Raw genomic sequence first — 23,100 nt, 5'->3', positions numbered from 1 at the left:
CTTTAGGGGCCTTGTCGGCCTTCATCTGGGGATAGATGCAATGATCAACCGCAAGCGCCTCTTCTGGGCGACCACCGCCATCGTCGGCACGCTCGCCGGCGCCGGCGCCGCCTCCGCGCAATCGACCGGTACGGAAGCCGCCGAACTGAACGAAATCGTCGTCACCGGTCAGCGCGGCCCGCGCACCATCGACGGCGCCATCGTGGCTGAAAACGTCGGCAAGAGCCGCTCGACCATCACGCAAGAGTTCATCTCGACCCAGGCCTCGGGTCAGTCGATCAATGAGATCCTGAACCTCGTTCCCGGCATGAACTTCACCAACAACGACCCGTACGGTTCGTCGGGCGGCAACATCCGTCTGCACGGCTTCGACGGCAACCGCATCGCCCAGACTTTCGACGGCATGCCGCTGAACGACTCCGGTAACTACGCCCTCTATACGAACCAACAACTGGACGCTGAGCTGATCGACCGCGCCACGGTCAACACCGGCACGACCGACGCCGACAGCCCCTCCGCCTCGGCCACCGGCGGTACGATCAACATCTCGTCGCTGACGCCGACCGAAGACTTCGGCGGCTTCGTGAAGGGCTCGCTGGGCGACTTCAACTACAAGCGCGTCATCGGCATGGTGAACACCGGCGCCGTCGGCCCCTGGGGCACCCGCGCCTGGCTGGCCTATTCCGACCAGTCCTATGACAAGTACAAGGGCATCGGCGACCTGGGCAAGATCCAGTACAACGCCAAGGTGTATCAGCCGATCCGCGACAACGGCGACTTCGTTTCGCTGGCCGCGCACTGGAACCGCAACCGCAACAACAGCTACAACGGCCCGAACCTGTTCCGTAACGCGGATGGCTCGCTGGGTTCGACGGCCGACACCAGCCCGTTCGGTTGGAACGTCGATCTGACCCCGACCTATACGGCGCCGACCTTCGTCAACGGTGCGGCTGACATCGACCGCAACCCCACCAGCTATTGGGGTCTGCGTATCAACCCCTCGGACACGGGCAACCTGCGCGGCCAGTCGCGCTTCACCCTGGCTGAAGGCCTGATCTTCACCTTCGACCCCTCCTTCCAGTACGTTCTGGCCAACGGCGGCTCGCAACAGAGGACCCTTTCCGAGACTGACGCCCTGCTGCGCGGTTCCAAGACCACGGGCGGCGTGGACCTGAACGGCGACGGCGACACCTTGGACACCGTCCGGGTCATGACCCCGTCGAACACCCACACCCAGCGTTATGGCGTCAACTCGTCGCTGATCTGGAACCTGAACGACAACCACTCGATCCGCGCCGCCTATACGCTGGACTGGGCGCGTCACCGTCAGACCGGCGCCTACGGCACGATCGACTTCTCCAATCCGTCCGAGCCGCGTTTCTCGAACTACTTCGGCGGCCGTAACGGCGAGACCATCACCAACCTGGACGGCTACGACCTGCGTGCGCGTGACCGTCTATCCTACGCGATCCTGAACCAGGGCGCGCTGGAATACCGCGGCAAGTTCATCGATGATCACCTGCGCGTCAGCCTGGGTGTCCGCGTGCCCTACTTCAAGCGCGAGATGAACCAGAACTGCTACTCGGCCAAGGGTTCCAGCTCGGTGGTCTGCACCACGCAGACGACGACCGTGTCGCCGAACTCGACCGCCAACTACACCTACTACCGCATCGGCACCTCGACGACGGACTACATCGCGCCCTACAGCCGCGAGAAGACGTTCGACGACGTCCTGCCGAACCTGAACGCCGTCTGGCGCTTCGACGGCGCCAGCAGCATCTACTTCTCCTATGCGGAAAGCCTGACCCTGCCGCGCACCGACAACCTGTACACGGTTCTGTATGACACCTCCGGCGAACTGATCAGCCCGATCCTGAACCCGGAAACCAGCAAGACCTACGACGCCGGCTACCGCTACCAGACCGGAACCCTGATCGCTTCGGCCAACGTCTGGTACACCCAGTTCCAGAACCGCATCCTGTCGGCCTATGATCCGGAAACCAACATCAGCACCGACCGTAACGTCGGCGATGTGGACATGATGGGCTTCGACGCTCAACTCGGCTACTCGCCGATCGAGTCGCTGTCCTTCTATGCCTCGGCTTCGTATAACGACAGCGAGATCCAGGACGACTACCGCTCCAGCTCCAGCACCACCATCCCGGTCGGCGGCAAGAGCCTGGTGGAAACGCCGGATTGGACCTTCGTCCTGAGCGCCAAGTACGAAACCGGCCCGCTGAGCGCCGGCATCCAGGCCCGCTACGTCGGCGAGCGTTGGCTGACCGACGTCAACGACCTGGCCGTGCCGAGCTACACTGTCGTCAACGCCGACGCCCGCTTCGACCTGGGCTACTTCGGTTATGACGGCACCAGCGTCAGCGTGAACGTGATCAACCTGTTCGACGAGCAATACTACGGCTCGTTGGGCACCGGTTTGAACTCGAGCTCGTCGCTGTATGCCTCGCAAGGCGCGCCGCGCACGGTTCAGGCCTCGGTCCGCTACGCCTTCTAAGGCCAAGCCAGACTGAAACGACGAAGGGCGGTCCGTTCGCGGGCCGCCCTTTTCTTTGCGCAACGCCCGCCGTTGAAGTCGGGGGCGGGAGGGGCCATATGGCGCGGCTCGCGGGTCGCCCGCCGACACCTCCGGAACCCAGACAGGACCGTCCGCCCATGACCGCTCCCATCTCCGCTCCCATCCCCGCCGAGTGGGCGCCGCACCGCGCCATGTGGGTGGGCTGGCCCAGTCATGCCGAGTACTGGTTCGAGGCGCTGGAACAGGCGCAGGACGAGGTCGAGGGTCTGGTGCGGGCCCTGGCCGGGCCGGGGCGTGAACAGGTCAGGCTGATGGTCGGCAAGGCCGAGGTGCTGGCGGACGCCCGGGCGCGCTTTGAGGGCGTCGAGAATGTCGAGGTCGTGCCGGGTGAGTTCGGCGACATCTGGCTGCGCGACACCGGGCCGATCTTCGGCGCGGGGTCGAAGACGGCGGCGGCGTTCCGGTTCAACGGCTGGGGCGGCAAGTACGACATGCCGGGCGACGAGCTGGTCGCGGGCCAGATCGGCGAGCATTCGGGCGTGCCCCTGACGTGGAACGACTTCGTCATGGAGGGCGGGTCGCTGGATCACGACGGGGAGGGGACGGTCCTGACCACGCGCCAGTGCCTGTTGAACCCCAACCGCAACCCGGCGTGGAATCAGGACGAGACGGTCGCGACCGCGGCGCTGGAGACGGCCATTGGCGCCAAGGCCGTGCTGTGGCTGGGCGACGGCCTGCTGAACGACCACACCGACGGACACGTCGACAACCTGGCCCGGTTCGTCGCGCCGGGCGTCGTGGCCTGTCCTATCGCCTGGGGGCGGAACGACCCCAACGCCGAGGTCTATGACGCCACGGCGCGCGATCTGTCGGGCATGACGGATGCTGAGGGACGTAAGATCCGTGTACTGAGGATCCCGTCGCCTGGCCTGGTTCTGGACGAGGACGAACGCCCGATCCCGGCCAGCCACATGAACTTCCTGATCGCCAACGGCGCCGTGGTGGTCCCGACCTATGGCGACGACGGTGCAGCCGATATGGCGTGTAAGGCGTTGAAGGAGGCCTTCCCCGATCGCGAAATCATCCCGCTGCCGTCCAAGGCCATCCTGACCGGCGGCGGCTCGTTCCACTGTATCTCCCAGCAGGAGCCCGCATGACCCGCAACATCACCGTCGCCGGCATCCAGACCTCTTATGGCGAGGACATGCAGGCGAACATCGCCAAGACGATCGACTTCGTGCGCGAGGCGGCGGGCAAGGGCGCGCAGGTGATACTGCCGTCGGAACTGTTCCAGGGGCCGTATTTCTGCGTGTCGCAGGAGGAGCACTGGTTCAGCCAGGCCTATGAGTGGCGCGAGCATCCGTGCGTGACGGCCATGGCGCCGGTAGCCAAGGAACTGGGCGTGGCCATTCCGGTCTCGATCTTCGAGAAGGACGGGCCGCAGTATTACAACTCGCTGGTCATGCTGGACGCGGACGGCGAGGCTTTGGGCGTCTATCGCAAGAGCCATATTCCCGATGGTCCCGGCTATCAGGAGAAATATTATTTCCGGCCGGGCGATACGGGCTTCAAGGTCTGGAACACCCGGTTCGGCAAGGTCGGGGTCGGCATCTGCTGGGACCAGTGGTTCCCGGAGGCCGCGCGCGCGATGATGCTGATGGGCGCCGACGTGCTGATGTATCCGACCGCGATCGGCACCGAGCCGCACGACGCGAGCCTGCATACGGCCCAGCCCTGGCGCCGCGCCATGCAGGGCCATGCCGTGTCCAACGCGGTTCCGGTCGTCGGGGCCAACCGGATCGGGCGTGAGACGGTGACCGAGGTGGGCCAGAGCTTCTACGGCCATTCCTTCATCGCCGATCAGCAGGGCGAACTGGTCGAGAGCCTGGGCGCCGAGGAGGAGGGGGTGCTGGTGCACCGCTTCGACCTGGATGAGCTGGACAAGTACCGCGCAGCCTGGGGCTTTTTCCGGGATCGGCGGACGGATCTGTATGGGGTGCTGACGGGGGCGAGATAGTCCGCCATGATGGCGTCATTCTACTCGTGCCGGACGCTTGCCGGTAATCGGGAGGCCCTAGGATGACGGAGCAGGTTTAGAGATCATGGACTTCGCCCTTACCGACGACCAGCGCGCCATCCAGGACGCGGCGCGCGCTTTCGCCGAGGCCGAACTGGCGCCCCATTCGGCCCGCTGGGACGAGGACAAGCATTTCCCTGTCAATGTGATGAAACAGGCGGCCGAGATGGGCTTCTGCGGCATCTATACGGGCGAGGAACACGGCGGCATGGCCCTGGGCCGGGTCGAGGCGGCGCTGATCTTCGAGGAGCTGTCGCGCGGCGATGTGGCGACGGCGGCCTTCATCTCGATCCACAATATGGCGACCTGGATGATCGACCGGTTCGGGTCGGACGACCTGCGCGCGAGGTTCGTGCCCGATCTGGTTGGTATGGAGAAGATCGCCAGCTATTGCCTGACGGAGCCGGGATCAGGGTCGGACGCGGCCGCCTTGCGAACTACGGCCGTGCGCGACGGCGATCACTATGTGCTGAACGGGTCCAAGGCCTTTATCTCCGGCGCGGGGACCAGCGACCTCTATGTCGTCATGGTCCGCACGGGCGGAGAGGGCCCCAAGGGGGTCAGCGCCGTCGTCGTCGAGGCAGGGACGCCCGGCCTGTCGTTTGGGGCGCAGGAGCGCAAGATGGGCTGGAACGCCCAGCCGACCGCCATCGTCCAGTTCGACGACTGCCGCGTGCCGGTCGCCAATCTTCTGGGGGAAGAAGGGGCGGGCTTCCGCTACGCCATGGCGGGTCTGGACGGCGGGCGGCTGAACATCGCCGCCTGTTCGCTGGGCGGTGCGCGGCTGGCGCTGGAGACGGCGCAGGATTACGTCGCCACCCGCAAACAGTTCGGCCGACCGATCGGCGAGTTCCAGGCGTTGCAGTTCCGCCTGGCCGACATGGCGACCGACCTGGAGGCCGCACGGCTGATGGTGCTGCGCGGCGCCTGGGCGATTGATGCCGATCATCCCGAAAAGACCAAATGGTGCGCCATGGCCAAGCGCCTGGCCACCGACGCCTGTTTCCAGATCGCCGACGAGGCTCTGCAACTGCATGGCGGCTACGGCTATCTGAAGGACTATCCGCTGGAACGGATCGTGCGGGATCTGCGGGTTCACCGCATCCTGGAAGGGACGAACGAAATCATGCGGGTGATCATCGCGCGGGAGATGGCCCGATGAATGACGCCGAAATCATCGCCCGGGTCGAGAACGGCGTCGGCCGGATCACCCTGAACCGCCCAAAGGCCATCCACGCCCTGAACCGGGCGATGTGTGAGGCGATGACGGCGGCGTTGCTGGCCTGGCGCGACGATGCGGCGGTGCAGTCGGTGCTGATCGACCATGCGGGCGAGCGCGGCTTCTGCGCCGGCGGCGACATCCGCATGATCGCCGAGAGCGGGGCGGGGGACGCGTCCGAGGCCAAGGCCTTCTTCCTGGCGGAGTACCGGCTGAACCATCTGATGTTCGACTATCCCAAGCCGATCACGGCCATCGTGGACGGGATCGTCATGGGCGGCGGCGTCGGGATTTCGGAGCCTGCCGACATCCGCATCGCCACCGAGCGGACCACCTACGCCATGCCGGAGACGGGGATCGGCCTGTTCCCTGACGTCGGCGGCGGCTGGTTCCTGCCGCGTCTGCCGGGACAGACGGGCGTCTGGCTGGCGCTGACGGGGGCGCGGCTGAAGGCGGCGGACACGGTGGCGTTGGGGGTCCACACCCATTTCGTTCCGGCCATTGATATCGAGGGGTTCAAGGCGGCGCTACTGGCGAACCCGACGGACCCGCTGGAAGAGGCGAACCGTTGGGTCTGCGCCACCGAGCCGGAAGAGGCGCCGTTGAATCCGCACCGCGAGGCCATCGACCGGCTGTTCGCTTTCGACACGGTCGAGGAGATCTTCGCGGCGCTGGAGGCGGACGGCTCGGACTGGGCTCTGGCCCAGTCGGCGATCCTGAAGACCAAGTCGCCGCAGTCGCTGAAGGTGACTTTGCGCCAGCTTCGGTCCGGGGCGACGCTCGCCAGTTTCGCCGACAATATGGCCATGGAATACGCCCTGGGCGGACGCGTGGTTCGGACCCACGACTTCCAGGAGGGGGTGCGGGCCGTCATCGTGGACAAGGACAATGCGCCGAAATGGTCCCCTTCGGACCTGCCGGGCGTTACGGAGGCGACGCTGGACGCGCTGTTCGCGCCGCTGCCGGATCATGAAAAATGGACGCCCCTCGACAGATAGGGACGCCGACACAGGGAGAGAGACCATGACCAAGATCGCCTTTATCGGCCTGGGCAATATGGGCGGCGGCATGGCCGCAAACCAAGCGAAGGCCGGCCATTCGGTCGCCGCCTTCGACCTGAACGCGGGGGCGCTGGAGCGGGCGTCCGCAGCGGGCTGCGCGCCGGCGGCCTCGGTCGCAGAGGCCGTGCGCGACGCTGAGGTGGTGATCACCATGCTGCCCGCAGGGCCGCATGTGCATAAGGTCTACGCCGAACAGATCATCGGCGCGGCCCCATCCACCGCCCTGCTGCTGGACTGTTCGACCATCGACGTGGAGACGGCGCGCAAGGTAGCGGGCCTGGCAAAGGAGGCGGGATACGCCTTCGCCGACGCGCCGGTGTCGGGCGGGACGGCGGCGGCCGATGCAGGAACCCTGGCCTTCATGGTCGGCTGCGAGGAGCCTGACTTTCCCCGTATCGAGGCGGTGCTGGAGCCGATGAGCCGGATCACCATCCGCGCCGGCGATCACGGCGCCGGTCAGGCGGCCAAGATCTGCAACAATATGCTGCTGGGCATTTCCATGCTGGGCACGTGCGAGGCGATCGCCCTGGCCGAGAAACTGGGTCTGGATCCCGAACGCTTCTTCGAGATCGCGTCCAAATCCTCGGGCCAGTGCTGGAGCGTGACCAGCTATTACCCTTGGCCCGGCCCGGTGCCGACCGCGCCGTCGAACCGCGACTATCAGGGCGGTTTCGCCACGGCCATGATGCTGAAGGACCTGAAACTGGCCCAGGACGCGGCGGCCAAGTCCGGCGCCTCGACGCCCCTGGGCGCGCAGGCCGAGGCGATGTACGCCCTGTTCGACGGCTTGGGCCACGGCGGGCGAGACTTCTCGGCCATGCTACAGATGCTACGGGGGCGGTTGAGCGATCTGGACGCGGGATGATCCGATCCCCGGCCGCCGGCGTAAATCGTGGCGTCTGCGGCCGGACCTGCCCTATTAGACGTCTCTTCACCGCCGGATTGGACCGCCTCGCTTCATGACTGTATCGCCGCCCCGGATCGGAGGTCTGGACGTCCAGGGTTGGGGCGATCCCGAGGATCCGGTCGTCCTGCTGATCGGACCGCTCGAGCGCCTGTCGCCGGACTGGCGCCATTGGGTGCGGGCGCTGGAAGAGGCGGGACGGCACGTGCTGCTGGCGCCGGTTCTCGAAAGAGGCGAAGAGGCCGCCGCTCTGCGGGGGTTGCTGACCGACATCTCGTCGCGGCCCGCCATTCTATGTGCTTCGGAGACCCTGGGCAGCGTTGCGCCGGCGCTTGTCGTTACGGGGCCGGCCCTGGCCAGTTGCCTGATCGTCGTCGGCGATGCGCCGCCGCAGGCTGAGGCGATGCTCGATGGCCTGTCGATCCTCTGTCTGGACCCCGCCGATCCAGCTGAGGCGGCGGAGGCGGCCATACTGGGCTTTCTGGAACGCCAGGCGCCGCGCGAGGCCCTCTACTACCAGGCCGGCTCCGATCCCCGCACCCTGCGCGACGCCCTGGGCTGTTTCGCCACCGGGGTGACGGTGGTGACGACGCTGGACGAGGGCGGCCAACCGGTCGGGCTGACCGCCAACTCCTTCTCCTCGGTGTCGCTGGACCCGCCGCTGATCCTGTTCTGCCTGGCCCGCAGTTCGTCCAACCTGGAGCGGTTCAAGCGCGCGGAGCATTTCGCCATCAATGTGCTGCACATCGGCCAGCAGCCGATGTCGGGCGCCTTCGCCCGGTCTTCGGCCGAACGGTTCGACGGCGTGGCCTGGGAGACCTGGGACACAGGCGCGCCCATCCTCTCCGGTTCTCTGGCCAGTTTCGAATGCGCGACCCATCAGGTGGTCGAGGCCGGAGACCATCTGGTCTTCATCGGCCGGGTCACGCGCGCCCGGTTCGAGCCGCGCCGCGACCCGCTGCTCTATTTCAGGGGCCGCTACCGGCGGCTGCACTTCGCCTGATTGAGCAGGCGCCCGTTCACATCGGGCGGTCGGATCGCTATCTCAGACGCCAAAGCAAGAGGAAGCTCGCCCATGTCTGCCGATCCTGTGGTCATCGTCTCCTACGCCCGCACGCCGATGGGCGGTTTCCAGGGCGCGCTGTCGGACGCCAAGTCCACTGACCTGGGCGCGACGGCGGTGAAGGCGGCGCTCGACCGGGCGGGCCTGGATCCGAACAAAGTCGAGCAGATCATCATGGGCTGCGTCCTGCCCGCGGGTCTGGGCCAGGCGCCGGCGCGTCAGGCGGGCCTGGGCGCCGGCCTGCCGATCTCGACCGAGGCGACCACGATCAACAAGATGTGCGGCTCGGGCATGCAGGCCGCGATGATGGCGCACGACGCCCTGCTGGCCGGTTCGGCCGAGGTGATCGTGGCGGGCGGCATGGAGTCGATGACCAATGCGCCCTATCTGATGCAGAAGCACCGGGGCGGGGCCCGGATCGGCCACGACGTCATTTCCGACAGCATGTATCTGGACGGGCTGGAAGACGCCTATGAGCCCGGCAAGCTGATGGGTCAGTTCGCCGAGGACACCGCCAAGGCCTATCAGTTCAGCCGCGAACAGCAGGACGCCTACGCGGTCGAAAGCGCGGGCCGGGCCAAGCGCGCCCAGGACAGCGGCGACTTCGACGCCGAGATCACGCCGGTCGAGGTCAAGACGCGCAAGGGCGTGGTGGTCGTGGACCGCGACGAACAGCCGACCAAGTCCGATCCCTCCAAGATCCCCAATCTGAAGCCCGCCTTCGGCAAGGACGGCACCATCACCGCCGCCTCGGCCGCCTCGATCTCGGACGGCGCCGCCGCCCTGGTCATGATGCGTCAATCGACGGCGGACGCCCTGGGCCTGACCCCGATCGCCCGCGTCGTCAGCCAGGCTGCGCACGCCCATGAGCCCAGCCTGTTCACCACCGCACCGGTCTTCGCCCTGAAGAAGGCCCTGGCCAAGGCGGGCTGGACCGCCGACGACGTCGATCTGTGGGAGGTCAACGAGGCCTTCGCCATCGTGCCGATGATCGCCATGCAGGAGCTGGGCGTCCCGCATGACAAGATCAACGTCAACGGCGGCGCCTGCGCCCTGGGCCACCCGCTGGGCGCCTCGGGCGCACGCGTCCTGACCACCCTGCTGTCGGCCCTGAAGGCGCGCGGCAAGACGCGCGGCATGGCCGCCCTGTGCATCGGCGGTGGCGAGGCCACCGCCATGGGCGTCGAACTGGTTTAGACGTCGACCGCCGCGTCCAGCGCGTTTTCCTGAATGAACTCGCGGCGTGGCTCGACCACGTCGCCCATCAGTTTGGCGAACAGGTCGTTGGCGTCTTCCTCGTGCTCGACCGAGACCTGCAGAAGGGTGCGGGCGTTGGAGTCCAGCGTGGTCTCCCACAGCTGCTCGGGGTTCATCTCGCCCAGACCCTTGTAGCGCTGGATGGCCAGGCCCTTCTTGCCGGCGTCCAGTACGGCGTTCAGCAGGTCCAGCGGCCCGCGGATGGTGGTGGACTTTTCCTTGCGGCGATAGGTGGCCGGAGCGGAGAAGACGCCGTCGAAGGCGGCGGCGCGCTCGGCCAGACGACGTGCGTCCAGCGAACGCAGCAGGGTTTCTTCCAGCACGATGGTTTCCTGCACCGCGCGACGGGTGCGGGTGAAGACCACGGCGCCCTGTTCGCCCGGCGCGCCGGTCCAGTCCCCGTCGCCCTCTTCGGCGTAGAGGTTCAGGCGGACGGCGGCGGCCGCAGCCGCCTCGGCGGTGTCGGCGTTCTCGATGAACAGGCCGGCCAGGGCCGCCTGTTCGATGGCGAAGGCGGGCGCGCGCTGGCTGAGGCGGTCGACGCCGGCCTTGAAGGCCTTGGCCTCGCGCACCAGGGCCTGAAGATCCAGACCCAGGCGGCGTTCGCCGGTCGACAGGTCCAGCTCGGCCTCGGACGAGCCCTCCTCGATCAGATAGGAGTCCATCTCGGCCTGATCCTTCAGGTAGCGCGACTGCTTGCCCTTGGAGACCTTATAGAGGGGCGGCTGGGCGATATAGACGTGGCCGCGCGTGATCAGCTCGGGCATCTGCCGATAGAAGAAGGTCAGCAGCAGGGTGCGGATGTGGGCGCCGTCGACGTCGGCGTCCGCCATCAGGATGATCTTGTGATAGCGCAGCTTGTCGGCGTTGAAGTCGTCGCGGCCGATGCCGGTGCCCAGGGCCAGGATCAGGGTGCCGATCAGGTCTGACGACAACATCCGGTCGAACCGCGCCCGCTCGACGTTCAGGATCTTGCCGCGCAGGGGCAGGACGGCCTGGTTCTCGCGGTTGCGCGCCTGTTTGGCAGAGCCGCCGGCGGAATCGCCCTCGACGATGAACAGTTCGGACTTGGCGGGATCGCGCTCCTGGCAGTCGGCCAGCTTGCCCGGCAGGCTGCTGATCTCAAGCGCCGACTTGCGGCGGGTCAGGTCGCGCGCCTTGCGGGCGGCTTCACGCGCGGACGCCGCCTCGATGATCTTGGCGACGACCATCTTGGCCTCGACCGGGTGTTCCTCGAACCATTGGGCCAGGCCTTCGGAGCACAGGGCCTCGACGGCGGGGCGCACTTCGGACGAGACCAGCTTGTCCTTGGTCTGGCTTGAGAATTTGGGATCCGGCACCTTGACCGACAGGACGCAGGTCAGGCCTTCGCGGGCGTCTTCGCCGGTGACGGAGACCTTCTCCTTCTTGCCGGCGCCCGAGCTCTCGATATAGCCGCCCATGACGCGCGTCAGGCTGGCGCGGAAGGCCGACAGGTGGGTGCCCCCATCCCGCTGGGGGATGTTGTTGGTGAAGCACAGCATGGTCTCGTGGTAGCTGTCGTTCCACCACAGGGCGAGATCCAGCTCGATCCCTTCCTTCTTGCCGCGAATGACGATGACGTCCTTCAGGATCGGCGCCTTGGACTTGTCCAGGTGGCGCACGAAGGCCTCGACCCCGCCCTCGTAGTGCAGGATCATCTCGATCGGCTCGGCATGACGCTGGTCGGCCAGCTTGATGACCACGCCCGAGTTCAGGAAGGCCAGTTCGCGCAGCCGGTGTTCCAGCGTCTTCAGGTCGAAGTCGATGTGGCTGAAGGTGGTGACCGACGGATAGAAGGTGACTTCGGTGCCGCTCAGCGGCTTGCCGGTGTCCTCGCGGATCGGGGCGTCGCCGGTGATCACCAGCGACTTGACTGTGTCGCCGCGCTCAAACCGCATCTGGTGCGCCTTGCCGTCGCGATAGATCTTCAGCTCCAGCCAGTCGGACAGGGCGTTGACGACGGACACGCCCACGCCGTGCAGACCGCCCGAGACCTTGTACGAGTTCTGGTCGAACTTACCGCCGGCGTGCAGCTGGGTCATGATGACCTCGGCCGCCGAGACGCCTTCGCCTTCGTGGATGCCGGTGGGGATGCCGCGGCCGTTGTCGGTCACGGTGACCGAGCCGTCGGCGTTCAGGATGACCTGGACCAGGTCGGCGTGGCCGGCCAGGGCCTCGTCGATGGCGTTGTCCACCACCTCATAGACCATGTGGTGAAGGCCGGAGCCGTCGTCCGTGTCGCCGATATACATGCCGGGACGTTTGCGCACCGCGTCCAGGCCTTTGAGAACCTTGATGGAATCGGCGCCGTATTCGGGCATGTCGGCAATCGGATCGGTCATGAAATCTATGGCTCTGAAGTCCCGACCGGGACGGGGATTGAGCGCCGCTTCGGGCGCTCGAATCGACGCCGGGATCGCACCGGGCCGAAGCCCGCAACATATAGGAATTTGCGGCGAAAAAGCGAGGAATTCCGGCGTGGAATCCTAGTCGTTTTCCAGGGCCCCGCCGGCGACGCGGACGAACTGGGCGCGGTCCTCGAGACCGGCGAACAGGCCGCGTTCGGTGCCGGTCATGAAGGCCTGAAGGTTCAGGGCGACGATCTCGTCGAACAGGGCGGCGCGGCGGGCTTCGTCCAGGTGGGCGGGGGCTTCGTCCAGCAGCAGGACGGGGCGGGCGGCGCCGGCGGCCTCATGGTGCGCGAGGCGGCTGATCTGGGCCAGGATCAGGTTCAGGACCAGGGCCTTCTGCTCGCCGGACGAGCCCTCGGCGGCGGGGCGGTTCTTCTCGCGGTGCAGGGCGGTCAGGTCGGTGCGGTGCGGGCCGAACAGGGAACGGCCGGCGGCGCCGTCGCGGGCGCGGGCCTTGGCCAGACCCTCGCGGATCGCAGCGGCGATCTCGTCTTCTTCCGCCCCGGCCTCGGCCATCTGTTCGGCGGGGCCGTCCAGGCCCAGGTCGGCCTGGGGGAATGGGCGGTCGCTGCGGGCGTCGATGGCGGCCTGGAGCGCGTGCAGGGCGGCGACGCGGGCCAGGGCCGCGCGGGCGCCGGCCTCGCCCAGCTGGGCCTCCAGGGCGTCCAGCCAGACCGGGTCGGCCTCGCGTCCATCCTGTGCGTCGTTCAGCAGCCGCAGCCGCTCGCGCAGGGCCTTTTCATAGGCGGAGACGGCGGCGGCGTGGTCGGGATCGGCGGCGAACACCAGCCTGTCGAAGAATTTCAGCCGCTCGGCCCGGGCGTCGGAAAACAGCCGGTCCTGCTCGGGCGTCGCCCAGACGGGACGAAGATAATCGAGCAACCGCCCCGGCTGGGCCGTCTCGCCGTCGATGCGGACGATGCGCCGCGCCGCGCCCGCCGTCTGGACACCGGTGCCCAGACGGGTCTCATCGTCCAGTTCGACCATGACGGCCCAGGCGCGGCCGGTCGCTTCGCCGGGCTCGCGCCGGCCCATCTCGGCGGCGGTCGCGCCTCGCAGCCCCTTGCCGGGGGTCAGAAGGCTGACGGCCTCCAGCAGATTGGTCTTGCCCGCCCCGTTCGGGCCGTGAAGCACCACGGGGCCGGAGGCGAGGTCCAGCCGCGCGCTCCTATAGGAGCGGAAGTCGGTGAGGGCGAGGGAGCGGATCACGCTCTCTCCTTAACGCGCGGCGGTCAGGATCACACCCGCAGCGGCATCAGTACATATTGCACGCCCGGATCGCCCGGATCAAGCACCAGCGTCGGCGAGGCCGGGTCGGCGAAGCGGAAGGCAGCGTTTTCGCCGGTGATTTGGCCGGCGACGTCAAGCAGGTATCGGGCGTTGAAGCCGATCTCGAACGGCTCGTCGGAATAGCCGATCTCGACCTCTTCCTCGGCTTGGCCGGCTTCCATGTTGCGGACGGTCAGTTTCACCCGGTCGTTGTCGAAGGCCAGTTTCACCGAACGGCTCTTTTCAGCCGAGATGGTGGCGACGCGGTCGACGGCCTTGGCGAACAGGGCGTTGTCGATGTCGGCCTGTTTGTCATTGCCCTTGGGAATGACGCGCAGATAGTCGGGGAAGGCGCCGTCGATGACCTTGGACGTCAGGGACGCCTCGCCCATCTGGAAGCGGATCTTCTGGGCGGAGACCGTGACCTCGACCGGGCCGCCGGCGTCGTCCAGCAGGCGGCGGACCTGATCAATGGTCTTGCGCGGCACGATGACGCCGGGGCCGCCGGCCGCGCCCTCGGGCGCCGGGGTCTCGGCCAGGGCCAGGCGGTGGCCGTCGGTGGCCACGGCGCGCAGCAGGGGCACGCCTGCCTCGGCCACCGTGTGCAGGTACAGGCCGTTCAGATAATAGCGGGTCTCTTCGGTCGAGACAGCGAACCGGGTCTTGTCGATCAGCCGCGCCAGGTCTTCCTTGGGCATGACGTAGGAGGCGCCGGCGCTGTCGGTGGACATGACCGGGAAGTCGCCCGCCGGCAGGACCGGCAGGTTGAAGCGCGACCGGCCGGCCGAGACCACCAGGCGGGGATCGTCGCCCGAATAGAGCAGCGACACCTCGGCGCCTTCCGGCAGCTTGCGCACGATTTCGTACAGGGTGTGGGCGGGGGCGGTGATCTGGCCCTCGACGTTCACCGTCGCCTCGGCCTCGTCCACCATCTCCATATCCAGGTCGGTGGCTGCGAAGGCCAGCCGGTCCCGGCCCGCGCTGAGCAGGACGTTGGACAGGATCGGGATGGTGTTTCGACGTTCGACCACGCTCTGCACATGGCCCAGGGCCTTCAGGAGCGCGGATCGTTCGATGGTCAGTTGCATGTCGTCTCGCCCGGCGCGGCCCGACTCGAAGGGTCGCGGTTAAGTGGCCTAGGACACTAGCGGATTAGGCGGGCGGGGCAAGGAAAGCGGTTCGAGCCGTTCACAGATTTCTCACTCCCCGGCAGGGGGAGGGGAAATTCACCCCCGCAGCTTGCGCGTCAGAGCCTCGACGTCGCGGGCGATCTGGTCGTCCTGGCCCATCAGCTCCTCGATCTTGCGCACGCCATGCAGCACCGTGGTGTGGTCGCGCCCGCCGAAGCGACGGCCGATGTCGGGGTAGGAGCGGGTCGTGTGCTGTTTGCACAGGTACATGGCCATCTGACGCGGACGGGCGACCGAACGAGTGCGGCGCTCGCTCAGCAGATCGGCCTGTTTCAGGTTGAAGTGGTCGGCGACCGTCTTCTGGATCTCGTCGACGGTGATGCGACGTTCCGGCCCGCCGCGCAGGGCGGCGCCCAGCAGGGTGGAGGCCTCGTCGACCGAGACGGTCGCCAGACGCGATCCGGCGGCGGCGGCCAGGGTGTTCACGGCGCCTTCCAGTTCACGCATCGAGCCGGGCGTACGATCGACCAGTTGGGCCAGAACTTCGGGATTGGCCTCGCCCTGGACGACGCCGAGGGCCGACAGGGCCTTCAGACGGTTCTGGGCCACGGCGATCTTCAGCTCGCGGTCGCCCGCCTCGACCGGGCAAGTCAGGCCGGCGGCCAGGTGGCTGCGCAGACGCGGCTCGACCTCGGTCAGGGCCATGGGGGCGCGGTCGGCCGAGAAGACGATCCGTTTGCCGTCCTCGATCAGGGCGGTCAGGGTCGAGAGCAGTTCTTCCTGGGTCGAGGTCTTGCCGCCGACGAACTGGACGTCGTCCAGCAGCAGCATGTCGGCCGAGCGCAGGCTTTCCTTGAAGGCGGCGGTCGAGCGGTCCTGCATCGCCTTGACGAAGGTCGACAGGAAACGTTCGGCGGTCAGATAGACGACCTTGGCCTCGGGCCGCAGACGCTGGGCCTCCCAGGCGATGGCGTTCAGCAGATGGGTCTTGCCGTAGCCGTAGGGGCCGCAGAAGAAGACCGGGTTGAAATGGCCGTCGGCCCAGCTGGCCACCTGTTTGGCGATGGCCAGGGCGAAGGCGTTGCCTTGGCCTTCGACGAAGCTGTCGAAGGTCAGACGGTCCTGCAGACCGGCGGCGCGCACGGCCCGGGCGCCGTCGGCGATGGGGGCGACGGTCGGGTTGGCGAGGGCCGCCAGGCGCGGGGTGGCGTCCAGGACATTGCCGGTGATGATGGCCGAGGCCGGGGGCGCAGACCCCACTTCGGCGCGGCAGCGGACGTCCAGGCGACGGTTCAGCCCGTCCAGCCCCAGCCACAGCTCGTTCATCCGGCGCAGGGCGTTCTTGCGGACCCAGTCGCGGGCATAGGCGGTCGGGGTCACCAGGATCAGCTGTCCGGCGGAATCCATCCGCACGGCGGACGGCGCGATGTAGGACGAAAAGGGACCGTCGCCGATTTCGGCCCGCAGACGCACAGAGGCCTCGTTCCAGATGCGATCCGGGTCGGTCATGTTCGATCCGTTTACGCCACTCACTGCCGCCGTCGCACCCCCAACCATAATTCCGCCGCCCGATTCAAAAAACTGTTCCGACCTTCGGCACTTCAGGGCGATGGTTCAGGGACGACTTCTCCTGCCCCGAAAAGCGATGCTTTTCGGGCGGGGCCGAGCTCCTGGACAGACATCTCCCGCCAACGCGAAACTATCGTCCCGCGCCGTCTTCATCCGTGTTGGGATGGAAGTGCGTTAGAGGCCAAAACTTACGCCGCACGCCGGTCCGGTCAACGCTGATTCGTTGGTCGATTCGCAGTTAAATTGTTTGACTCCGTCAAACGCTAATCCTGCTTGGGAAATTCCCCGTTTCGGGCATGTGGAGTCCGTATTCGTGCGTAAAGAGAGTTAATAGCCAAACGCAAAACGGCGAAGGAGCACATGCTCCTTCGCCGTTGAAAACGCGAACTAATGTCGTAACGGAACGACGACAGCCGCTCTGTACGCTGGGAATCCCTGAGGGGATTTAGGCGGCCGACAGCTTCTTCAGCTGGGCGGCCAGACGCGAGACTTTGCGCGAGCCGGTGTTCTTGTGAACAACGCCCTTGGAAACGGCGCGCATCAGCTCGGACTGAGCCTCCACGAAGGCGGTCTTGGCGACAGCGGCGTCGCCGCCGGCCAGGGCTTCCTGGAACTTGCGCAGATAGGTGCGGACGCGCGAACGACGCGCCTTGTTCACTTCGGTCCGCGCTTCGATCTTGCGGATCGCCTTGCGGGCGCCGGGGTTGTTAGCCATTTCAAACCTTCGAACGGAAAACGCCGCGGAGCACACGTCCACGGCGCGGAAATCTCAAGAGGGCGGGCCTATAGCCGAAAGCCTGGGGGTGGTCAACGCGGAGTCTGATTTCCGCCCCCTCAAGCGTCGTTTGGGCGAGGCCGATAAAGCTTATTCAACGAAATGTCGGCCAATATCCGTCCAAATCGGAAGCCGCATGTTCAGATTACCCGTTCTTGTAACCCTCGTTTGCTTCCTTTGGGGCCTTGTCGTCGTCGATGACGCGTCCGCCCAGCCGAACAGCGGGGCGCGCTCGCCTCTTGAGCTGGCCCAGGCGGTCGAGCGACGGGCCGGCGCCACCAATTTCGCGGCGTTGGAAGCCTTCGGGCACGACGCGATGAGGCGCAACGACCGTGAAGGTCTGCAGCGCCTCTATCACGTGACCTGGATTTTCCTGAACCAAGGAGAGTTCGACACCGCCGAGATGTGGAATGATCGTCTGGCTGCGGCCGCCCAACACCAGGGGGACCAACGCTATGTCCGGATCGCTCAACTGAACGGCCTGACCCTGCGCTATGACGAGGGCGAAACCTCCGCCGCCGAGGAAATGCGGCGGCTCGCGGCGATGGAGCCGGACTGGTTCGCCCGCGTCCACGCCATCCGTATCTGGGCCTTGGCCCTGATGGATCGCGACCAGATCGGCGAGGGATTGAAGCTGCTGGCGGACGCCGACTCCCTCATTCCAGACAAGGCTCCGTATGCACGGGTAGCTCGGGCCGGTCTTTGGGAAATGACGGGCATGGGCCTGATGAAGTTGAACGACATCGACGGGGCCACGGCCGCCTTCGGTCAGTTCGAGATCGACCTCGCCAATCCGAACTATCCACGACCCGACTTCGACGCCATCTACAATCTCTCGAGGCTTTCGGCCCAGCTGGGCGATGCCGAGCAGGCGAAGCGTCTTTATCAGGCCCATCATCGGCTGACCCTGCGCGCCGGCATTCCCAGCCTTGCTGTCTATGACGCCCGGCTATGCGCCATGGCGGCCGAGGCCGCCGATGCGCCGCAAGATGTGCTCCAGTGTCTGGCGCCCTATGGAGAAGGCTTGGAGGAGGCGTCCTTTCTGGCGGCGCAGCTCTTGCCGGTCCGCGCCATAGCCCGCGCCAAGGTGGGCCAGGTCGCCGACGCGCGCCGGGATCTGGAGCAAATCCGCCGCCGCGCCGCCGTCGATCGCTTCCGGGAGGAGGGACAGTCGGAAATCACCCATTTGGAGGCCGAGATACTGTTTGCCGAGGGACGGGCGTCCGAGGCCTTCGTTAAGCTTCGGGATCACGCCCGTCAGGAACGTATCGCAGACGCCCGCCGTTTCAGCGGCGGCATTCGCCAAGTCACCGGCGACATGCAACAGCAGTTGACGGAGCGGCGCGCCCAACTGGAGACAGCGCGGGCCAACACGCGGCTGCAGGGTATACTGCTCGCCTTCTGCGTCATCTTCGTTCTGTCGGCGGTCGCCGCCTTGCTGTGGATGTGGAGCCAGGCCAAGGACCTTCGCGTCGCGCGTCGGCGCGCGGAAGACGCCAGCCGGTCCAAATCCGAGTTCCTGGCCAATATGAGCCACGAAATCCGCACACCCCTGAACGGCGTGGTGGCCATGGCGGACGCCCTGACGCGCGCCCGTCTGGAGCCGCGCGAGCGAGAGATGGTGGAGGTGATCCAATCCTCTGGCGTAACGCTGGAACGGCTGCTTTCCGACATCCTCGACTCCGCCAAGATCGAGGCGGGCCAGATCGCGCTGGAACGGTCGATCTTCGATCTGGGGGACACGGTGCGCGGCGCTGCGGCGCTGTATCGGCCGACGGCCGAGGAAAAGGGCGTCGCCCTGCGCGTCCAGGTCGATCCCCTCATTGAAGGTGCGGTGGAGGGCGACGTGGTCCGGCTGCGCCAGGTGCTGTCGAACCTGATCTCCAATGCGCTGAAGTTCACCGAGGCGGGATCGGTCAGCGTCACGGCCGTGGCCGCAGACGACGACCGGGTGCGGTTCACGATCAGCGATACCGGCTGCGGCTTCGACGACGAGCAGAAGTCGCGCATCTTCATCCGCTTTCAGCAGGCCGACGGCTCGATCACGCGTCGGTTCGGCGGAACGGGCCTGGGGCTGGCTATCTCAAGAGAGCTGGTCGAGTTGATGGGCGGCGTCCTGGACTGCCACGGCCGGCCGGGGGAGGGGGCGGAGTTCTGGTTCGAGCTCCCCTTGGCCCAGGCGCAGGCCGAGATGCCGAAATGCGTTGTACAAAGCCAGGATGAAGCGGCGGATGCTGGGGAGGTGGCCTTCCCCGCTCGCATCCTTCTGGCCGACGACCATCCGGCGAACCGCAAGGTCATCGAGATCATGCTGGCTGGCCTGCCGACCGAACTGATCCTTGTCGAGGACGGGCGGCAGGCTTTGGACGCGGCCGACCAGGGTGGGTTCGACCTGATCCTGATGGACATGCAGATGCCGGTGATGGACGGCCTGACCGCCACCGCCGCCATTCGCGCGCTTGAGGCCGAGAAGGGTTGGGCGCGCACGCCGATCATCATGCTGACGGCGAACGCCCTGCCGGATCATGTCGAGGCCGGACGGGCCGCCGGCGCCGACGGCCATCTGTCCAAGCCGATCACCTTGGTGGGTCTGCTTGACGGCGTGGCGGGGGCGCTGGGCTCGGTCGAGCGGCTCAAGAGCCCCGTCGCGGCTTGACCCTCAACTGCGGAAGTCGGCGGGCTTCAGCCCGTGGCGCTGCAGCTTATCGTACAAGGTCTTTCGTGGAATTCTCATTTCTTCCAGCACCGCGACGATATCGCCGCAGTGCGCTTGAAGGGCGCCTCGCAACAGTTCGCCCTCGAACCGGTGCAGCCGGTCGGGCAGACTGAGGTCGGTCTCCTGGCCCCCGGTTCCTTCCTCCAGGCCCAGGACAACTCGTTCCGCGAAATGGGCCAGTTCGCGAATATTGCCGGGCCAGTCTTCTTCCAGAAGGCGGCGGCGGACGCCGTCGGTCACGCTCGGCGGTTCGACGCCGTGGCGGTCTGCGGCGCGGCGCAGGAACTGGGCGAACAACAGCGGAATATCCTCACGACGCTCACGCAGCGGCGGCACCCGCAGCCGCACGACATTCAGCCGGTAGAAGAGATCCTCGCGGAAATCCCCACGCCGCGCCGCCTCGCTCAGGTCGATCTTGGCCGAGGCCAGGATCCGCAGGTCCAGCACCCGGGGTTCGTTGGCGCCGATCGGGTGGATTTCGCGCTCTTCGAGCACCCGGAGCATTTTGACCTGGACCGCCAGCGGCATGCTCTCGACCTCGTCGAGAAACAACGAACCATTGTGCGCCCGCTCCACATGGCCGACGCGTCGCCGCATGGCCCCTGCGAAGGCGCCCAGTTCGTGTCCGAACAACTCACTCTCGATCAGTCCGTCGGGCAGGGCGCCGCAGTTGACGGCGACGAAGGGCGCCAGCCGGCGGCGGCCGCCGTTGTGCAGGGCCCGCGCCACCGCCTCCTTGCCGACGCCGGTCTCGCCCTCGATCAGCACATCCATACGGGCGTCGGCGATCTGGGCGATGGTGGCCCGCAACGCCGTGATCGCGCGCGATGAGCCGGCCAGCGGCAGTTCATGGCCGTCGTCCCCGGCGGCCAGAGCGGCCAAGCGTCGGTTCTCGAGCACCAGGCTGCGCTTCTCCAGCGCTCGGGTCAGGCTGTCCTGCAGACGCTCGAAGGGAAACGGTTTCGCCACAAAGTCATAGGCCCCGTCGTGCATGGCGGCGACGGCGTCGGCGATATCGCCGTGCCCTGTGATCATGATGACCGGAAGGGTCGGGTCCAAGATCTGAAGCCTGGTCAGAAGCTGACGCCCGTCCATGCCGGCCATACGAAGGTCGGTCACCACCACGCCGGGAAAGTCAGCGGTCACAGACTTCAGCGCTGGCTCGGCGGCGGCGAAGGCTTTCACCTCCAGCCCCTCCAGGGTCATGCGCTCCACCAGCGCCTGTCGGAAGTCGGCGTCGTCCTCCACCAGGGCCACGGTTTGCGAAGGGAACGGTTGCATCAGGCGGCTTTGAGCGAGGCGATAAAGGTTGCGCCCCGGGCGCTGGGGACAAGGTCCAGCTCGCCGCCGAAACTGGCGATGATGTCGCGGCAGATGACGAGGCCCAGGCCCAGGCCGTTGGCGCGGGTCGTGACGAAGGGGGTGAACAGTTGGCTGGCCACCTCGGGTGCGACGCCGGGGCCGTTGTCGGCGAAGATCAGGCGCACCCGCTCGCCCTGGCGTTCGATGGTCAGGACCAGCCGAGCGTCGCCCTGGCCTTCCATGGCCTCCGCAGCGTTCTTGACCAGATTGACGATGACCTGTTCCAGCCGGAATCGATCGGCGAGGATGGTGATGTCGCCGTCGCCGATCCGTTCCAGACTTATCCCGCCTTCCTCCAGCCTTCCACGGGTCAGTTGAAGTCCGCCCTCGATGGCGTCTTCCAGCCGGATTTCGTCGATGCTGGGCGCGGCCTTGCGCGAGAACAGACGCAGGTCCTGGGTGATGGCGCCGATCCGGCGGGTCAGATCGCCGATCTTTCGAAGCGCGTCGCGCGCCTTGTCGGTTTCGCTCCGCTCCAGCAACAGAACGGCAGTGTCCGCATGGGTCCAGATGGCGGCGACCGGCTGGTTGATCTCATGAGCCACGCTGGCGACGATCTGGCCGAGCGCCGCCAGCTTGCTGGCCTGAACCAGTTCGTCGCGCAGCAGTTCGCGGGCGGCTTCTGCGCGCCGCCGCTCCTCGATCTGCCGGTTCAGGGCGAGATTGGCTTCGTGAAGTTCGTGGGTGCGTTCGCTGATGCGGCGTTCGAGCTCCAGCCGACCTTCCTCTTCGGCTCGCGCACGGGCGATGGCCTGGCGACGCCGCCGTAGCAGCAGGGCTGCAGCGAGCGCGAGCAGGCTGGTGAACAGCAAGGCGATCCCGCGCCCGCCCGCCACGGCGGTCCCGACCATGCCTCGCTCGGGGGTCAGCAGATGCAGGGTCCATCCCGGCGTGGCCGTTCCGGTCTTGGAGTGCATCCATGTTTGAGGGCGACCCTCGCCAACGGCCGCGTGCACCAGTCGGGGATGGTCGCCGTCCGGCGTCCTGAAGGGCAGGGGGGCAAGGGCGTCGGGGCGCAGGGTCAGATCTGTCTGGCTGAGACGACGCCGGGTTTCGTCCATCGGTCCTGTGGCGCGGAAACGCCATTCCGGCACGCTGGTCACCAGCACCACGCCGCCCGGACCGACGACCCAGGCGGGTTCGCCCGAACTGCGCCATTCGGACTCCAGTGCGTCGAATTCCAGCTTCAGCACCACCACGCCCAAAGGCGTTCCGTCCCTCGCATCCACGCGGCGAGAAAGATACAGGCCGGGTCGTCCGCTGCGCGTGCCGAGCGCATAGAACTCGCCCTTCGCGTCGCGCATCGCGTTGGTGAAATAGGGTCTGAAGTCGTAGCGCATGCCGACAAAACTGGTGGGCGCCCGCCAATTGCTGGAAGCCAAGGTCAAGCCTTTGGCGTCCAGGACATAGATGACGGCGGCGCGCGTCTGGATCGCCAGACGTTCAAGCTTGCGATCGACGCGATCAACGGTGCGGGCGTCGGGTGTCGCCAAAAGCCTCGCCACATCGGGATCCTCAGCCAGGATGACGGGTACGGCGCGCTGCTTTTCCAACTCGCTGCGCAACACCGCCGCATGCATGGCGGCGCCGGCGGTCGCCTGTCGCTCCAGCTCTCCAAGTGCATCACGTCTCGCGGCCTCGCCGGCGACGCCGCCCAGAAACAGACTCGCCGCCAACCAGGCGACGGCCAAAGCCGTCCAGGGATTTCGGATGAAACTCGACGCTCTTTCGAG

16 protein-coding genes are annotated in these 23,100 nt (G+C 66.8%); 9 read left to right on the top strand and 7 right to left on the bottom strand.

What is annotated here, in order from left to right:
• Positions 1-40 precede the first annotated feature (40 nt).
• From ACW170_RS01655 to ACW170_RS01620, 8 genes are all read left to right on the top strand, one after another.
• Positions 41-2,512, top strand: coding sequence for a TonB-dependent receptor (locus ACW170_RS01655; RefSeq protein WP_492042402.1), 2,472 nt, complete (start codon positions 41-43; stop codon positions 2,510-2,512).
• A 158-nt stretch (positions 2,513-2,670) separates the two neighbouring features.
• Positions 2,671-3,690 (top strand): agmatine deiminase family protein, encoded by a 1,020-nt coding sequence (locus tag ACW170_RS01650; RefSeq protein WP_492087973.1) that lies wholly within the window; start codon positions 2,671-2,673, stop codon positions 3,688-3,690.
• Complete coding sequence (aguB, locus tag ACW170_RS01645; protein ID WP_492087972.1) at positions 3,687-4,550, top strand: N-carbamoylputrescine amidase; 864 nt, start codon at positions 3,687-3,689, stop codon at positions 4,548-4,550. Before ACW170_RS01650 ends, aguB begins: the two co-directional genes overlap by 4 nt.
• An 85-nt stretch (positions 4,551-4,635) precedes the next feature.
• Positions 4,636-5,772 carry an isobutyryl-CoA dehydrogenase gene (locus ACW170_RS01640; protein ID WP_492087971.1) on the top strand — a complete coding sequence of 379 codons (1,137 nt, stop codon included), beginning with the start codon at positions 4,636-4,638 and terminating at the stop codon, positions 5,770-5,772.
• Complete coding sequence (locus tag ACW170_RS01635; RefSeq protein WP_492087970.1) at positions 5,769-6,827, top strand: enoyl-CoA hydratase/isomerase family protein; 1,059 nt, start codon at positions 5,769-5,771, stop codon at positions 6,825-6,827. The genes ACW170_RS01640 and ACW170_RS01635 overlap by 4 nt, the downstream gene beginning before the upstream one ends.
• A 25-nt stretch (positions 6,828-6,852) precedes the next feature.
• The gene (gene mmsB, locus ACW170_RS01630; RefSeq protein ID WP_492087969.1) at positions 6,853-7,755 is read left to right on the top strand and encodes a 3-hydroxyisobutyrate dehydrogenase; all 903 of its coding nucleotides are present in this window, start codon (positions 6,853-6,855) and stop codon (positions 7,753-7,755) included.
• A gap of 94 nt (positions 7,756-7,849) precedes the next feature.
• A complete protein-coding gene (locus ACW170_RS01625; protein WP_492087968.1) occupies positions 7,850-8,797 on the top strand; it encodes a flavin reductase family protein in 948 nt (315 codons plus the stop codon).
• A gap of 72 nt (positions 8,798-8,869) precedes the next feature.
• Positions 8,870-10,054 carry an acetyl-CoA C-acyltransferase gene (locus ACW170_RS01620; RefSeq protein ID WP_492087967.1) on the top strand — a complete coding sequence of 395 codons (1,185 nt, stop codon included), beginning with the start codon at positions 8,870-8,872 and terminating at the stop codon, positions 10,052-10,054.
• Here the strand turns inward: ACW170_RS01620 and gyrB are convergent.
• From gyrB to rpsT, 5 genes are all read right to left on the bottom strand, one after another.
• Positions 10,051-12,477: a DNA topoisomerase (ATP-hydrolyzing) subunit B gene (gene gyrB / locus ACW170_RS01615; protein ID WP_492087966.1), complete on the bottom strand. Its 2,427-nt coding sequence runs from the start codon at positions 12,475-12,477 to the stop codon at positions 10,051-10,053. The two genes, ACW170_RS01620 and gyrB, sit on opposite strands and share 4 nt — an antisense overlap.
• 144 nt (positions 12,478-12,621) lie before the next feature.
• The gene (gene recF, locus ACW170_RS01610; RefSeq protein WP_492087965.1) at positions 12,622-13,755 is read right to left on the bottom strand and encodes a DNA replication/repair protein RecF; all 1,134 of its coding nucleotides are present in this window, start codon (positions 13,753-13,755) and stop codon (positions 12,622-12,624) included.
• A 29-nt stretch (positions 13,756-13,784) separates the two neighbouring features.
• Complete coding sequence (gene dnaN / locus ACW170_RS01605) at positions 13,785-14,903, bottom strand: DNA polymerase III subunit beta (RefSeq protein WP_492087964.1); 1,119 nt, start codon at positions 14,901-14,903, stop codon at positions 13,785-13,787.
• Positions 14,904-15,041: 138 nt separating this feature from the next.
• On the bottom strand, positions 15,042-16,454 hold the full coding sequence (dnaA, locus tag ACW170_RS01600) for a chromosomal replication initiator protein DnaA (protein WP_492087962.1): 1,413 nt from the start codon (positions 16,452-16,454) through the stop codon (positions 15,042-15,044).
• Positions 16,455-16,959: 505 nt separating this feature from the next.
• Complete coding sequence (gene rpsT / locus ACW170_RS01595; protein ID WP_135194610.1) at positions 16,960-17,229, bottom strand: 30S ribosomal protein S20; 270 nt, start codon at positions 17,227-17,229, stop codon at positions 16,960-16,962.
• 196 nt (positions 17,230-17,425) lie between these two features.
• Here rpsT and ACW170_RS01590 point away from each other — a divergent pair, with 196 nt between their 5' ends.
• Entirely contained in the window at positions 17,426-19,945 is a 2,520-nt protein-coding gene (locus ACW170_RS01590) for an ATP-binding protein (RefSeq protein WP_492087961.1), read from the top strand.
• Positions 19,946-19,948: 3 nt separating this feature from the next.
• Here ACW170_RS01590 and ACW170_RS01585 read toward each other — a convergent pair whose 3' ends face one another.
• Both ACW170_RS01585 and ACW170_RS01580 read right to left on the bottom strand, forming a co-directional pair.
• A complete protein-coding gene (locus tag ACW170_RS01585) occupies positions 19,949-21,286 on the bottom strand; it encodes a sigma-54-dependent transcriptional regulator (protein ID WP_492087960.1) in 1,338 nt (445 codons plus the stop codon).
• On the bottom strand, positions 21,286-23,058 hold the full coding sequence (locus ACW170_RS01580; RefSeq protein ID WP_492087959.1) for an ATP-binding protein: 1,773 nt from the start codon (positions 23,056-23,058) through the stop codon (positions 21,286-21,288). The genes ACW170_RS01585 and ACW170_RS01580 overlap by 1 nt, the downstream gene beginning before the upstream one ends.
• Between the last annotated feature and the right edge of the window lie 42 nt (positions 23,059-23,100).

The organism is Brevundimonas sp. FV2ps16, assembly GCF_058681075.1.
Note: the sequence above shows the minus strand (reverse complement) of the source record. Positions and strands in the feature narration are given on the sequence as shown.